At 63.1% G+C, this 13,853-nt stretch carries 16 protein-coding genes and 2 pseudogenes; 9 read left to right on the forward strand and 9 right to left on the reverse strand.

The genetic code is table 11. The features are described 5' to 3' along the window. Positions 1–119 precede the first annotated feature (119 nt). Positions 120–1,244 carry a COX15/CtaA family protein gene (locus NKJ75_RS04605; RefSeq protein ID WP_023669402.1) on the forward strand — a complete coding sequence of 375 codons (1,125 nt, stop codon included), beginning with the start codon at positions 120–122 and terminating at the stop codon, positions 1,242–1,244. Between the two features lie 53 nt (positions 1,245–1,297). Here the strand turns inward: NKJ75_RS04605 and NKJ75_RS04610 are convergent, their stop codons facing one another. The 3 genes from NKJ75_RS04610 to speB all read right to left on the reverse strand — a co-directional run bounded on the left by NKJ75_RS04610 (position 1,298) and on the right by speB (position 4,159). Then, the gene (locus NKJ75_RS04610; RefSeq protein WP_023669403.1) at positions 1,298–2,137 is read right to left on the reverse strand and encodes an aminoglycoside phosphotransferase family protein; all 840 of its coding nucleotides are present in this window, start codon (positions 2,135–2,137) and stop codon (positions 1,298–1,300) included. Between the two features lie 64 nt (positions 2,138–2,201). Beyond that, the gene (gene argC / locus NKJ75_RS04615; protein WP_023743592.1) at positions 2,202–3,128 is read right to left on the reverse strand and encodes an N-acetyl-gamma-glutamyl-phosphate reductase; all 927 of its coding nucleotides are present in this window, start codon (positions 3,126–3,128) and stop codon (positions 2,202–2,204) included. Positions 3,129–3,157: 29 nt separating this feature from the next. Beyond that, positions 3,158–4,159, reverse strand: coding sequence for an agmatinase (speB, locus tag NKJ75_RS04620; RefSeq protein WP_023669405.1), 1,002 nt, complete (start codon positions 4,157–4,159; stop codon positions 3,158–3,160). A 98-nt stretch (positions 4,160–4,257) separates the two neighbouring features. On the opposite strand from speB, the pseudogene NKJ75_RS04625 reads away from it, so the two are divergent. Then, a pseudogene (locus tag NKJ75_RS04625) lies at positions 4,258–4,477 on the forward strand (glycerophosphodiester phosphodiesterase family protein); the annotation flags it as partial. A 200-nt stretch (positions 4,478–4,677) separates the two neighbouring features. Here NKJ75_RS04625 and NKJ75_RS04630 read toward each other — a convergent pair. Beyond that, positions 4,678–5,550 carry an aldo/keto reductase family oxidoreductase gene (locus NKJ75_RS04630; RefSeq protein ID WP_023834212.1) on the reverse strand — a complete coding sequence of 291 codons (873 nt, stop codon included), beginning with the start codon at positions 5,548–5,550 and terminating at the stop codon, positions 4,678–4,680. 91 nt (positions 5,551–5,641) lie between these two features. Between NKJ75_RS04630 and NKJ75_RS04635 the strand changes: the two are divergent. Further along, a pseudogene (locus tag NKJ75_RS04635) lies at positions 5,642–6,540 on the forward strand (LysR family transcriptional regulator). A 267-nt stretch (positions 6,541–6,807) separates the two neighbouring features. Here the strand turns inward: NKJ75_RS04635 and rpsI are convergent. From rpsI to NKJ75_RS04650, 3 genes are all read right to left on the reverse strand, one after another. Beyond that, the gene (gene rpsI / locus NKJ75_RS04640) at positions 6,808–7,290 is read right to left on the reverse strand and encodes a 30S ribosomal protein S9 (RefSeq protein ID WP_023669408.1); all 483 of its coding nucleotides are present in this window, start codon (positions 7,288–7,290) and stop codon (positions 6,808–6,810) included. Between the two features lies 1 nt (position 7,291). Beyond that, on the reverse strand, positions 7,292–7,756 hold the full coding sequence (gene rplM, locus NKJ75_RS04645; protein ID WP_023669409.1) for a 50S ribosomal protein L13: 465 nt from the start codon (positions 7,754–7,756) through the stop codon (positions 7,292–7,294). Positions 7,757–7,972: 216 nt separating this feature from the next. Next, on the reverse strand, positions 7,973–8,437 hold the full coding sequence (locus tag NKJ75_RS04650) for a PaaI family thioesterase (protein WP_023743589.1): 465 nt from the start codon (positions 8,435–8,437) through the stop codon (positions 7,973–7,975). Positions 8,438–8,583: 146 nt separating this feature from the next. On the opposite strand from NKJ75_RS04650, the gene NKJ75_RS04655 reads away from it, so the two are divergent. The 6 genes from NKJ75_RS04655 to NKJ75_RS04680 all read left to right on the forward strand — a co-directional run bounded on the left by NKJ75_RS04655 (position 8,584) and on the right by NKJ75_RS04680 (position 13,102). Beyond that, positions 8,584–9,405 carry an enoyl-CoA hydratase gene (locus tag NKJ75_RS04655; RefSeq protein ID WP_023743588.1) on the forward strand — a complete coding sequence of 274 codons (822 nt, stop codon included), beginning with the start codon at positions 8,584–8,586 and terminating at the stop codon, positions 9,403–9,405. 12 nt (positions 9,406–9,417) lie between these two features. Next, on the forward strand, positions 9,418–9,840 hold the full coding sequence (locus NKJ75_RS04660; RefSeq protein ID WP_023689472.1) for a VOC family protein: 423 nt from the start codon (positions 9,418–9,420) through the stop codon (positions 9,838–9,840). 8 nt (positions 9,841–9,848) lie between these two features. After that, complete coding sequence (locus tag NKJ75_RS04665) at positions 9,849–10,631, forward strand: AAA family ATPase (RefSeq protein WP_023736498.1); 783 nt, start codon at positions 9,849–9,851, stop codon at positions 10,629–10,631. Next, on the forward strand, positions 10,628–11,149 hold the full coding sequence (locus tag NKJ75_RS04670) for a CoA-binding protein (RefSeq protein WP_023711525.1): 522 nt from the start codon (positions 10,628–10,630) through the stop codon (positions 11,147–11,149). Before NKJ75_RS04665 ends, NKJ75_RS04670 begins: the two co-directional genes overlap by 4 nt. 167 nt (positions 11,150–11,316) lie before the next feature. After that, positions 11,317–12,597, forward strand: a complete 1,281-nt coding sequence (locus NKJ75_RS04675) for an O-acetylhomoserine aminocarboxypropyltransferase (RefSeq protein ID WP_023743587.1) — start codon at positions 11,317–11,319, stop codon at positions 12,595–12,597. A 172-nt stretch (positions 12,598–12,769) separates the two neighbouring features. Further along, a complete protein-coding gene (locus NKJ75_RS04680) occupies positions 12,770–13,102 on the forward strand; it encodes a cupin domain-containing protein (protein ID WP_488505273.1) in 333 nt (110 codons plus the stop codon). Positions 13,103–13,123: 21 nt separating this feature from the next. Here the strand turns inward: NKJ75_RS04680 and NKJ75_RS04685 are convergent, their stop codons facing one another. Both NKJ75_RS04685 and NKJ75_RS04690 read right to left on the reverse strand, forming a co-directional pair. Further along, positions 13,124–13,651: a type 2 periplasmic-binding domain-containing protein gene (locus NKJ75_RS04685; protein WP_280790547.1), complete on the reverse strand. Its 528-nt coding sequence runs from the start codon at positions 13,649–13,651 to the stop codon at positions 13,124–13,126. Further along, positions 13,536–13,838 carry a transporter substrate-binding domain-containing protein gene (locus NKJ75_RS04690; protein ID WP_348625504.1) on the reverse strand — a complete coding sequence of 101 codons (303 nt, stop codon included), beginning with the start codon at positions 13,836–13,838 and terminating at the stop codon, positions 13,536–13,538. Before NKJ75_RS04690 ends, NKJ75_RS04685 begins: the two co-directional genes overlap by 116 nt. Between the last annotated feature and the right edge of the window lie 15 nt (positions 13,839–13,853).

Genomic DNA, 13,853 nt, shown 5'->3' on the forward strand with positions numbered 1-13,853 from the left:
CCAACCGCGCGCCTGTGCAACCCGGGAGATGCGGCGCGACGGCGTGCCGCGCCGTCCGGTCTTGTCAGCCGGGTTGCGATGGTTCACCAATCCGCCACGTCAACCTGCCGGGACCAACCATGGCCGCCATATCAGCCGCCGCGCCTTACATTGACCGCGATCGCGACTTGAAAAATCGGGCGCTGGTGCGCGGCTGGCTGTATGTCGTGCTTCTGGTGCTGTTTGCGCTGGTGCTGGTCGGCGGCGCCACCAGGCTCACCAATTCCGGCCTGTCGATCACCGAGTGGAAGCCGATCCACGGTGTGATACCGCCGCTCAATGACGCGGAGTGGCAGGAGGAATTCCAGCTTTATCAAAAGATTCCGCAATATGCCGAGCTCAACAAGGGCATGAGCCTGGACGCCTTCAAATCGATCTTCTGGTGGGAATGGGCGCACCGCATCCTGGCGCGCAGTGTCGGCCTGGTCTTCGGCCTGCCGTTGCTGGTCTTGTGGGCGACGCGCCGCATCGAGCGCGGCCTTGGGCCAAAGCTGGTCGGTATTCTGCTGCTTGGTGGCCTGCAAGGCGCCATCGGCTGGTGGATGGTGGCCTCCGGCCTGGTCGACCGCGTCTCCGTCAGCCAGTACCGGCTGGCGACGCATTTGACGCTTGCCGCCCTGATCTTCACTGCCACCATGGTGGTCGCGCGCGGGCTGGCGCCGCATTCGGAGCCTGCCGCCGGCCGGTCGACGCAAAGACTGGCCGGTTTCATCGTGCTGCTGGCGCTGGTCCAGATCTATCTCGGCGGGCTGGTCGCAGGGCTCGACGCCGGCCTGAGCTACAACACCTGGCCGCTGATGGACGGCAAGATCATCCCCGGCGAGCTGCTGCTGCTCGAACCGGCCTGGCGCAATTTCTTCGAGAACCCGAAGACGGTGCAGTTCGTCCACCGGCTCGGCGCCTATACGGTCTTTGCCATCGCGCTCTGGCATATGATAGCGACGCGCCGGCGGCTGCCGGGCACGACACACGCACGCCGCGCAACGCTGCTGTTTCTGCTGGTGCTGGTGCAGGCCTCGATCGGCATCGGCACGCTGCTGATGCAGGTGCCGCTGCACATGGCGCTGACCCATCAGGCCTTCGCGCTGGTCCTGCTGGGATTTGCCGCCGCCCACTGGCGCGGCAACAAGGGCGCCTATCCACTGCCAACGCGGCCGCCCATGAACGCAGGTACATCGTCTACGGTGTCTTGGCCGTCGCAATAATCTATTTCGCGAACGAACTGCCTCGCTACGTCTAAAGCGCGAGGCTGCGCCGGTCAGAAGCTGAGCCGCACCTTTCGGATCACTCCCGCAACCGACAGCTCGCGGTTCTCGTCGACCGCATTCTCGTCCTCATGATGCCATGCGGCCGACAGGCAGCCATAGGCGATGGCATGGTCGAGAATGGCAGCCGGCGTCTGGCCGAGTGTCCTGGCGAAGATCTCAGCCATATGCGCGATGCGCTCGGGATCGAGGCAGAGGTCGTCGCGCCCCAGTGGGTTGTAGAACAGATTGGCGGCGTCGAAGCCGGGATCGCCGAGCACGCCCTTCGGGTCGATCGCCAGCCAGCCGCGCGCACCGTGCAAAATGTTGTCGTGATGCAGGTCGCCATGCAGCGGCTTGACCGCATGCGGGGCATCGAGCAGCCGGTCCGCGATTTCGGCGGCCTCGATATAGAGGCTGTGCTCTCCGGCGTCGCGATCGGCTCCGGCCTTTTTGAACAGGCTGGCAAACCGTGTCCGCAGCGGCTGCAGGTCCGGCGGGGCAGGGTGTCTTGAGGGCGAGAACAGTCTCCCCATCAACTCGGCCGCGATTGCGGTCGCGGCGTTGTCGCCTTCTTTGGCCAGAACGTCGGAAAGCAGGGTGTCGCCGGCATATTCGAGCAGCATGCGGTGGCCGTCCCGGCCAAGCAGCCGCACCGCGCCTTCGCCGCGCCGCCATGCGAGATAGTGCTCGCCGCGCAACTCGTCCTCGACATCGTCGAATGGTTTGAGCGCCTTGACGATGGCCGGCGAGCCGTCCTCACGCCGCACCTTCCAGATGCGGCTCGAAAACGTCTCCGCAATGAGCTCGGGCGCGCTGATCTTCCAGCGCTTTGGAAATGCAGGCGCGTCCATTCAGAGCGTGATGCCGAAAAGTGTTAAGCGGTTTTCGGGCGACAGAATGCTCTCTCCAACTGAATTAAAGGCCGAGCATCAGATCCATGTTCTGAACGGCAGCACCCGAGGCGCCCTTTCCGAGATTGTCATAGACCGCAATCAGCAGCGCCTGCGCCCGGTCGTCATTGGCAAAGACATAGACCTTCATGCGGTTGGTGCCGTTATAGACCTCGGGATTGATCTCGGGCAGGCGCTCCACGTGCTCGTAAGGAGCTACCTCGACCACGCCGCCCTTGATGGCGGCAAAATGGTCGGCGATTGCCGCGTGCAGTTCGGCCCCGGCCGGCACATGGTCGAGCCCGCCGAGCTGCAGCGGCACCACTGTGATCATGCCTTGGGCGAAATTGCCGACCGCCGGCTGCATGATCGGATCGTGCGACAGCTTCGCATAGGTGCGCAGCTCCGGCACATGCTTGTGCTGCAGGGTCAGCCCATAGACCTGGAATTCAGAGGCATCCTCGCCCTTGGCGACATAGTCCTCGATCATCGGCCGGCCGCCGCCCGAATAGCCCGAAATGCCATTGACCGTGATCGGGAAATCCGCCGGCAGCAGACCGGCAGCGACCAGCGGCCGCAGCGTCGCGATCGGCCCTTGCGGCCAGCAGCCGGGATTGGCGACGCGTTTCGCATTGGCGATGATCTTGGCCTGATCCTTGTCCAGCTCGGCAAAACCGTATTCCCAGCCCTCGGCGACGCGATGCGCCGTGGAGGCGTCGATCACCTTGGTGGTGTCGTTGGCAATCAGCGACACGCTTTCCTTGGCAGCCGCATCCGGCAGGCACAGGATGGCGACATCGGCTGCATTGAGGAACTCGGCGCGCGCCGCCGTTTCCTTGCGGCGCTCGGCCGGGATCGAGATGATCTCGAGGTCGCCGCGCTCGGCCAGCAGCGCCCGGATCTGCAGGCCGGTGGTGCCGTGTTCGCCATCGATGAAGATTTTCGGTTTCATGTGCCCGTCAATTCCCTGCTAATTCAGGCCTATATGCCCTGGCCATGGTTTGCCGCGCCATGGTTGCCGCTGTTCAGCTCTTCCGCCCGCGCTTTTCGCTCGGCCACCAGGCCGAGATAGTGCATGGCCACCATCGAGCCGGCGATCGCCGTTATATCGGCGTGATCATAGGCCGGCGCAACCTCGACGACGTCGGCGCCGACAATATCGACCTGGCCGAGCTGGCGCAGCGTCGACAGGATTTTCGCCGAGGACGGTCCGCCGGCAACCGGCGTGCCGGTGCCGGGCGCAAAGGCCGGGTCGAGGCAGTCGATGTCGAAGGTGAGATAGGTCTTCCTGCCGCCGGTGCGGTCGACGATCGCATAGGCGATGTCGGAAGCCCGCATCTCCTCGATCTCGTGACCGTAAAGGATCTTGATGCCGAACGTATCGGGGGCATGCGTGCGGATGCCGATCTGGATCGAGCGGTCGGGGTCGATGATGCCTTCATTGACGGCGCGGCCGACGAACGAACCATGGTCGATGCGCTTGCCATCGTCAGGCCAGGTGTCCTGGTGCGCATCGAACTGCACCAGCGCCAGCGGCCCGTGGATGGCGGCATGTGCCTTGAGCAGCGGCCAGGTGACGAAATGATCGCCGCCGAGCGACAACAGGAAGGCACCCGATTTCAGGATCTTCGCCGCCTCGCGCTCGATCGTGCCTGGTGTCTTCTGGTGATTGCCCGAATCGAGCAGGCAATCGCCATAGTCGATGACGGCGAGATGCTCGAACAGGTCGCGCGAGAACGGATATTGCGGGTCGTTGTCGAGGATCGCCGAGGCGCGGCGGATCGCCTGCGGCCCGAAGCGCGCGCCCGGCCGGTTGGTGACGGCGGCATCGAACGGAATGCCCCACACGACGGCGTCCGCGCCCTTTGCATCCTTGGTGTATTTGCGCCGCATGAACGACAGCGCGCCGGCATAGGTCGGCTCGAAGGAAGGCCCCGTCTTGGAGCGGGCGGTGAACGCGTTGTCGATGGTCTGGTTCGCCATTACGGGTCCTTCTTTGTTCATCGGGCTGCCACAACTACAGAACCGGCACGCAAGATGCCAGTCACAGCTTGGCGAAGGACTTGTATCGCCAAGGTGCAAGGCCCGGCGGCTTCCTCTCCGGCGGCTGCGGCGATGAACTGGCGGTGCAGGCCGGCATGCCGGCCGAGACCACGGTTTCTGGGCCGAACGCGGCGCCACCATCATCCAGACCGACGAACCGAAGGCTGCCATTGGCTGGCTGGGGGCCAACGGGTTTAGGGTGCCTTATGTGGATGAGGCGAAGCCGGCCGAGCCGCGAATACGGCGAGTATCAATTAGAAATCGTACGTCGGCGCCATCACCCCACCCGGCGCTGCGCGCCGACCTCCCCATCGAGGGGAGGTAGGGCGTTGGCGCTTTAGATTCCGACAGTCGTAGCGATTGCGAGGCATGCAAGGCTGCCGCGACCTCCTACCTCCCCTCGATGGGGAGGTCGCGCCGAAGGCGCGGGTGGGGTGACAGCGCCGCCCGCAAAATCTTCACGCCGCTTTCGCCACCCCATCCAATTCCCTTAGCACATCGGCCGACAGCTCCAGTTCCGCCGCCGCCAGGTTCTCTCTCAAATGCCCGATCGACGACGTCCCCGGGATCAGCAGGATGTTCGGCGAGCGGCGCAGCAGCCAGGCGAGCGCAACCTGCAAGGGTGTGGCGCCGAGCCGCGCGGCCACATCCGACAAGGTCGACGACTGCAGCGGGCTGAAACCGCCGAGCGGGAAGAACGGCGTGTAGGCGATACCGGCGCGCGCCAGTTCATCGATCAACCCGTCGTCGTCGCGATGCGCCAGATTGTACTGGTTCTGCACGCAGACGATCTCGGCGATCCCACGGCCTTCCTCGACCTGCGCTGGGGTGACGTTGCTCAGGCCGATATGGCGCACCAGACCCTTGCGCTGCAGTTCGGCAAGCGCGGTCAACTGCGGCTCGATCGAGCCCTCGGCGGGACCCATCACCCCGAACATGATGCGCAGATTGACGACATCCAGCACCTCAAGGCCGAGATTCCTGAGATTGTCGTACACGGCCTGCTCAAGTTCCTTGGCGGAATAGGCAGGCAGCCAGGAGCCGTCGCTGCCGCGCCGCGCCCCGATCTTGGTGACGATGACGAGGTCTTGCGGATAGGGCGCCAGCGCTTCGCGGATCAGCTGGTTGGTTACATGCGGGCCATAGTAGTCGCTGGTGTCGATGTGGTTGACCCCGGAGGCCACCGCTTCGCGCAGCACTGCAATGGCCGCGTCATGATCCTTCGGCGGACCGAAAACGTGCGGGCCGGCAAGTTGCATGGCGCCGTAGCCGAGCCGTTTCACGGTGTGGCTGCCGAGGGTGAATGTGCCGGATTTTTGGATGGTGGACATGGTCGGTCTCCTTTGAGGAGGCGAAGATAGACGCTGCTCAACCTCGGGATAATAAGGTACAATCCGTACAGCTTGTGCGGAATGGCGAACAATGATGGACCTTGGCGATCTGAACGCTTTCGTGACGGTGGCGCGTGCCGGCGGTTTTCGGGAAGGGGCTCGCGCCAGCGGCGGCAGCGCGTCGGGCCTGAGCGAAGCGGTGCGCCGCCTGGAGACGCAGCTCGGCGTCAGGCTGTTCAACCGCACCACACGCAGCGTTGTTCCAACCGACGCAGGCCTCAGCCTCTTGGGAAGGCTTGGCCCGGCGCTGTCGGAGGTGGAGGCGGCCCTCGACGTGGTTAATGGCTTTCGCGACAGGCCGGCCGGTTCGCTGCGCCTCAACGTCCCGGTCAGCGCCGCGCGGCTGATATTGCCCGACATCGTTCCGGGCTTCCTCGCCGCCTATCCCGGCATTCGGCTGGAGGTCATCGCCGATGAGAACTTCGTCGACGTGTTGGCGGCCGGCTGCGACGCCGGCATCCGCTATGACGAGCGACTGGAGCAGGACATGATCGCGGTGCCGATCGGACCCGCGTCCAGCGCTTCGCCACTGGCGCCAGCCCCGCCTATCTCGATCGCCATGGGCGGCCGCAGCACCCGAGCGATCTGCTTGGCCATGCTTGTCTGCGCGGCCGTTTTGCCAGTGGTTCGATGCTGCCGTGGGAATTCGAGCGCGACGGCGAGGTGGTGCGGGTCGACACGACGGGGCCGTTGATCGTGCGCATCGGCGGGGCGAGCGATCTTGCCGTCCATGCGGCGATTGCCGGCAGCGGCATCGTCGCTCTCTTTGAAGGGTGGCTTCGCCCTCACTTCGAAAGCGGCGCCCTGGAGCCCGTGCTCGAACCGTGGTGGCAGAGCTTTCCCGGGCCATTTCTGTACTATCCCGGACGGCGTCTGGTTCCGGCGCCGCTACGGGCGTTTATCGATTACATCAAGGCCGGCAAGTTCTGAGACTTGAACCGAGGCCGGCGCCATCACCCCACCCGGCGCTTCGCGCCGACCTCCCCATCGAGGGGAGGTAGGGTGCCGCGTTTTTATGGTCGAACTGGTTTGCTAGCCGCTGGACCATCGTGGATTGTCCGGGCGGCAAAACTGCCGCGACCTCCTACCTCCCCTCGATGGGGAGGTCGGCGCGAAGCGCCGGGTGGGGTGACTGCCGAGACCCAAAAGAAAAGGCCGCCCGGAGGCGGCCTTTCGATGTCTGGAACGTCGCAGCGCTTAGCGCTTCGAGAACTGGAAGGAACGGCGGGCCTTCGCCTTGCCGTACTTCTTGCGCTCGACGACGCGGCTGTCGCGGGTCAGGAAGCCGCCCTTCTTGAGCACGGCGCGCAGTGCCGGCTCATAGTAGGTCAGCGCCTTGGAGATGCCGTGACGAACGGCACCGGCCTGGCCGGACAGGCCGCCGCCGATGACGGTGGCGACGATGTCGTACTGGCCGGCGCGGTTGGAAGCGATGATCGGCTGGTTGAGGATCATCTGCAGGACCGGACGCGCGAAATAGGTCGCGAATTCCTTGTCGTTGACGACGATCTTGCCCGAACCCGGCTTCACCCAGACGCGGGCGATGGCGTTCTTGCGCTTGCCGGTGGCATAGGCGCGGCCCGACTTGTCGAGCTTCTGGACATGGACGGGTGCTGCCGGCTGGGTGTTGGTGTTGCCGGTGGCGGCGCCCAATTCTGCGAGCGAGGAAAGCTCAGCCATCTTATGCAACCTTCTTGTTCTTGGCGTTCAGCGCGCCGACGTCGAGGGTGACGGGCTGCTGGGCGACATGCGGATGTTCCGTGCCTGCATAGACGCGGAGGTTCTTCATCTGGCGACGGCCGAGCGGCCCGCGCGGGATCATGCGTTCGACGGCCTTCTCGACGACACGCTCGGGGAAACGGCCCTCGAGCAGCTGGCGCGCGGTGCGCTCCTTGATGCCGCCGGGGTGACCGGTGTGCCAGTAATAGACCTTGTCGGTGAACTTCTTGCCGGTGAACACCACCTTGTCGGCATTGATGACGATGACGTTATCGCCGTCGTCGACATGCGGGGTGAAGGTGGGCTTGTGCTTGCCGCGAAGATGATTGGCGATGACAGTGGCGAGACGGCCGACGACGAGACCCTCGGCGTCGATCAGCACCCACTTCTTCACCACATCCGCAGGCTTCTGCGAAAAGGTTGCCATGGATTTCTGCTTTCGATTTGGACCTTCCGAAGAAGGCGTTTCTTGTTGCTTGGATTGGCGACAAGACACTTGCCCGCCGCCAATAACAAAAACGGCGGCCTTTGCGGGCCGCTGCTTCGTGACGGCTTATAGGCGAGGGGAGTGGGCACGTCAAGGCGCGGGAAAAGCACGTCTGCTCGTAAAGTGCAATAAAAACAAAGGTTTGACTAAAAGGTATTATTTTACCACATCGGCGGCGAGCTTCGGCGGGATCGAATAGGTGCCGGTCGCATGCGCAACCGTGTGTTCCTTCGGTCCGGCGACGATGTCGATATCGAACACCATCAGGCTCTTGCCCAGCTTCAGGATGCGGCAATGGCCGTCGATCGGGCCGGCCTCGGCCTTGCGGACGAAATTGATGTTGAGGTTGACCGTAACCGAAAGCGCATCCGGCCCGGCATGGCTGAGCACGCAGACATAGCCGCCAATGTCGGCCAGCGTGAACAGCGAGGGCCCGGACACCGTGCCGCCGGGACGCAAATGCCGTTCGCTGGCGTTGAGCCGCACCGTGCAGCCGCCCGGAAACACATCGAGCGCCTCATACGACGTGAACTCGTCGTTGAGCTGCGGGTAGACGCTGGCCATCAGCGCATTGACTTCAGCCGCCGTCAGCACCGGCTTGAGATTGTCCTGGGCGGGCATGTCGGTCTCTCGTTCTATGCCGGGCCTGTATGAACGCAATGATGCGCTTCTGGCAACACCTCTGGCGCAAGCGATGGGTGTTGATGAAACTCGATCCGATATTAGATAGTCTGGCGGCGCCCGGCGGAATCGCGGAGACCCTTGTCATGGCCGAAATCCTTTCGATCAAACCTGTTGCCATAGACGGGCCGGTCATCGCCGGGCTGGACAAGGGCGTGCTGCGCCTGACGCTCGCCAATCCGCCCGCCAATGCCTTGTCGCTTTCCGTCATGGCGGCATTGAGCGCCGAGCTCGACCATGCCAAGGCCAACAAATCGGTCCGCGTCATCGTCCTGGCGGCCGCCGGGAAAGTCTTTTGCGCCGGCCACGATCTCAAGGAAATGACCGCGCGCCGCGCCGACGCCGACAAGGGCAAGGGGTTTTTCGAGCAGACATTTTCGGCTTGCGCGGCGTTGATGCAGCAGATCGTGCGCCATCCGCTCCCGATCATCGCCGAAGTCGATGGCCTCGCCACTGCTGCGGGGCTGCAGTTGGTTGGCAGTTGCGACCTCGCCATTGCCTCGCATGAAGCGACCTTCTGCACGCCGGGCGTCAATATCGGCCTGTTTTGTTCGACGCCGATGGTGGCGCTGTCACGCAACGTGTCTCACAAGCACGCCATGGAAATGCTGCTCACCGGCGAGACCATCGATGCCGCAACCGCCAAGGAATTCGGCCTGGTCAACCGCGTCGTGCCGCGCGAATACCTGAATCAGATCGTCACCAAATACGCGCAAACCATTGCCTCCAAATCATCTCTGGTGGTCAAGACCGGCAAGGAAGCCTTTTACGCGCAGGCCGAGATGGGGTTGGCGGACGCGTATGCCTATACCGGCCGCGTCATGGTCGAGAACATGCTGGCCCGCGACGCCGAGGAAGGCATCGGCGCCTTTATAGGCAAGCGTAAACCGGAATGGACGGACGAATAGGCTTTTCGATCCATGGAACCGCGCATCTCCATCATCACCATCGCCACCGACGATCTCGAGCGCGCCGTGCGCTTTTACGAGGGCATGGGCCTGAAGCGCCACGCCGGCATCACCGATGGCGTCGCCTTCTTCCAGATGGGCGGCGCCATTCTCGGCCTGTTCCCGAGGCCAAGCGCCGAGGAGGATTCAGGCATTGCCTTCGCCGCAGCACCGTCGGCGGTCTACCTCGCCTACAACACCCGCTCCGATGCCGAAGTCGACGACGTGCTGGCGGCCGCCGAGAAGGCCGGCGGCAGGATCGTCAAGCCGGCAGGCCGCGCCTTCTGGGGCGGCTGGTATGGATATTTCGCCGATGCCGACGGCCATGTCTGGGAAGTCGCACACAATCCGGCCTTCCCGATCGCGGATGACGGCACCATCTCGCTGCCGGACTGAGCGTCCGCATGGGCTATCGCAAGCAACTGACCCGGCTTAAGGCGCCTTATCTCAAACGCATCCTGATTGACCCCGAGCGCGTGGAAGATTGGGAAAAATATCCATGGAACCTGCCGCTGTTTCGCGGCCGTGAATTCGAGCTCGAATTCACCACGCCGATCACCATCATTGTCGGTGAAAACGGCACCGGCAAATCGACACTGCTGGAAGCCATCGGCGCGCTGGCCGGTTACGACGAGGCCGGCGGCGGCAAGGGCTATCGTCCGGTCGATCATTCCATCGCCATCGACAAGAGCGGTGCGGCACTGGCGAATACATTCCGCGGCCACTGGCTGCCAAAAGTCACCGCCGGTTGGTTCTTTCGTGCCGAATCTTTTTACTCGGTCGCGCGCTATCTCGACCAGGCGGCACTCGAAGACCCGTTCGGACCGCCGCCACCGGACTTTCTATCGTGGTCGCATGGCGAAGGGTTCATTCGCTTTTTCGAGGAGCGCTGCCGCCGGCAAGGCATCTACATCCTCGACGAGCCCGAAAGCGCGCTGTCGCCGTCGCGGCAGATCGAATTGTTGAAGATGCTGCGGCGCATGGACCAGTCAGGCACGGCGCAAGTGATCATGGCGACGCATTCGCCGCTGCTGATGGCTTGTCCCGGCGCGCGGCTCTTCCGAATCAGCCGTTTCGGCCTCGACCCCACAGATTTCACCGATACCGATCATTTTCGCATGATGCGCGACTTCTGCACGGACCCGCAGTCCTTTATGGAGGAAGCACTGAGGGAGACCGACGAGTGAATCACGATAGCTACGACAATGCCTATATCGGCGGCATCCTCAATTCTGTGAAGACCATCGCCATGGTCGGCGCGTCGGCCAACGATGTCAGGCCGAGCTTTTTCGTGCTGAAATATCTGCTGGCCAAGGGCTTTTCGGTGTTTCCGATCAATCCTGGGCAGGCCGGCAAGGAAATCCTCGGCCGCATGACCTATGCCAGCCTTGCCGATCTGCCGGAGCCGGTCGACATGGTCGACATCTTTCGCGCCTCTGCATCGGTGCCCGGCATTGTCGATGAGGTGCTGAAGCTCGACCCCTTGCCGAAGGTGATCTGGATGCAGCTTGGCGTGCGCGACGACGAGGCGGCCGCGCGTGCCGAGGCGGCCGGTATCAAGGTGGTGATGAACCGCTGCCCGAAGATCGAATATGGCAAGCTGTCGGGCGAGATCGGCTGGACCGGCGTCAACTCCGGTGTGCTTTCGTCGAAGAAGCCGCTGATGCGGTCGGGATTCCAGAGTTTCGGTGTGCGCCAGAAGTAAGGCAGTGAATGGTGAATGGTGAATAGAAGGATTTTCCTGGAAGCCGGGTAAAGCCGCATATGAGCGGCTTGCAATCAAGGTGGGACTGGCCGACTTTGCGACCACCATTCATCGCTCACCATTGACCATTTCATCATTCACACGTTTACCGCTCAGAGAGGTTTTCGATGACCCGCACGCCCGGTTTCAACACGCTCGCCGTCCATGCCGGCGCCAAGCCCGACCCGGCGACGGGCGCACGCGCCACGCCGATCTACCAGACGACCTCCTTTGTGTTCGACGATGCCGACCATGCCGCCTCGCTGTTCGGGCTGAAGGCCTTCGGCAACATCTACACCCGCATCATGAACCCGACCCAGGCGGTGCTGGAAGAGCGGATCGCGGCGCTCGAAGGCGGCACGGCTGCACTTGCCGTTGCTTCCGGCCATGCCGCACAGGTGATCGTGTTCCACAATCTCATGCGGCCTGGCGATAATTTCGTCGCCGCCACAAGGCTTTACGGTGGTTCGATCAATCAGTTCGGCCATGCCTTCAAGAATTTCGGCTGGGAGGTGCGTTGGGCCGACACCAACGACATCTCCACTTTCGAAAGCCAGATCGATGGCAAGACCAAGGCGATCTTCATCGAGAGCCTGGCCAATCCCGGCGGCACCTTCGTCGACATCGAGAAGATCGGCGACATCGCCCGCAAGCACGGCTTGCCGCTCATCGTCGACAACACGCTGGCCTCGCCCTATCTGGTGCGGCCGATCGAGCATGGCGCCGACATCGTCGTCCATTCGCTGACCAAGTTCATCGGCGGCCACGGCAATTCGATCGGCGGCGCCATCGTCGATGGCGGCACGTTCGACTGGTCGAAATCCGGCAAATATCCGATGCTGTCGGAGCCGCGCCCCGAATATGGCGGCCTTGTCCTGCACGAAACCTTCGGCAATTTCGCCTTCGCCATCGCCGCGCGCGTGCTTGGCCTGCGTGACATCGGCCCGGCCATTTCGCCGTTCAATGCCTTCCTGATCCTGACCGGGCTGGAGACCCTGCCGCTCAGGATGCAGCGCCATTGCGACAATGCGATCACCGTAGCCGGCTGGCTGTCCAACCACCCCAAGGTCGCCTGGGTCAACTATCCCGGCCTGCCCAGCGACAAGAACAACGCGCTGCAGAAGAAATACTCGCCGCAAGGCGCCGGTGCTGTCTTCACCTTCGGCCTGAAGGGCGGCTACGAGGCCGGCATCAAGTTCGTCGAGGCGCTCGAACTGTTCTCGCACCTCGCCAATGTCGGCGACACCAAGTCGCTGGTCATCCATCCGGCATCGACCACGCATCGCCAGCTTTCCGACGAGCAGAAGGTCAAGGCGGGCGCGGGACCGGACACGGTCCGGCTTTCCGTCGGCATCGAGGATGTCAACGACATCGTCGCCGATCTGGAACAGGCTTTGACCAAGGTTTGATTTTGAGCGAGTAGTGAGTAGTGGTCGGTATTCACTAGTTAGCAGTGACTAGTGATTAGCCACCCGTTCGAGGGAGCGCTTTCCGCTCACTACTCACTACTCACTACTCACTACTCACTGCACTACTCACTACTCACTAATCTGTTGGAGGCAAACCCTGTCCGCGCATTACTTGGCAATATCGACCGACAGCGTCGACGCCGAACATGGCGCCCCGGCGCCGGATCGTCTGATTGCGGGCGATCCGAAGTTCCGCACCTGGAATGTCGAGGAGCGCGATGGCCGCCTCTATGCCGGCATCTGGGAAGCGACGCCGGGCAAATGGCGCATCGAATATGACGAATGGGAGTTCTGCCACATCCTGTCCGGCGTCTCGGTGGTTGCCGAGGATGGCGGCGAGGCGCGCACGGTGCGCGCCGGCGACAGCTTCGTGCTCAGGCCAGGCTTCAGGGGCAGTTGGGAAGTGCTTGAAACGACCCGCAAGGAGTATGTGATCAAGCTCTGACCGCTCGGTCGCGCTTGGACTTCACAAAAGCCGATCGATGTCAGTGTCGGAAAAGCCGTATCCGCTCATCATCTCCCTGTGCCAGGGACTTCCAAGCAAATCACTGAGACATAAATCAACGCGCTGGAGCAGGGTGGCACTGCCTTTGGCGAGAGCGAAAGCGCCGGGCGCTGGCTGTTTTTCGACTGCCGGGACGTCGACGACGTCGAGAGGCGCGTCGGGTCGCCGGCTCAGATAGCCGCGATGCGCGAGCGCTACACTCGCATAGGCATGCACCACGCCGGCCGCGACGGCGTTAGCTGCTTCGGCCTGGGTGGCAAATATCCTTAGCCGTTCGGGCTGAATAGCGTTTTGCAGGGCCGTCCGGTGCTGGATCTGGCCCGATATGACGCCGATCAGCGCCGTCCGATCATTGGCGACGGACCGATAGCCATCAAAGGCGCGGGGATTGTCTTTCGCGACCAGCAATCCATCCGCCAGCATCCAGATCGGCCTTGTGAAGTCGACCAGCTTCCGGCGGTCTTCGGAAATGAACAGGCCGGTGGTCATGTCCCACCCCTTCGGCAAGCCCAGGCAGCAGCTCGGCAAACTCGGTCTCGATGGGCAAAAGTTCCAGCCCGAGCGTCAGGCAGACCCTCTTGGCCAGTTGGGCATCGCTGCCGCCCAGACGTCCCGATCCGTCGATAAAGCAGAAGGGTGGTTCCTGTAGAAAGGCGAATCTCATTTTCTCGGGCATGCGTCGGCTCCGCCG

Origin of the sequence: Mesorhizobium sp. M0058 (assembly GCF_040323095.1) — a bacterium.
Taxonomy (GTDB): domain Bacteria; phylum Pseudomonadota; class Alphaproteobacteria; order Rhizobiales; family Rhizobiaceae; genus Mesorhizobium.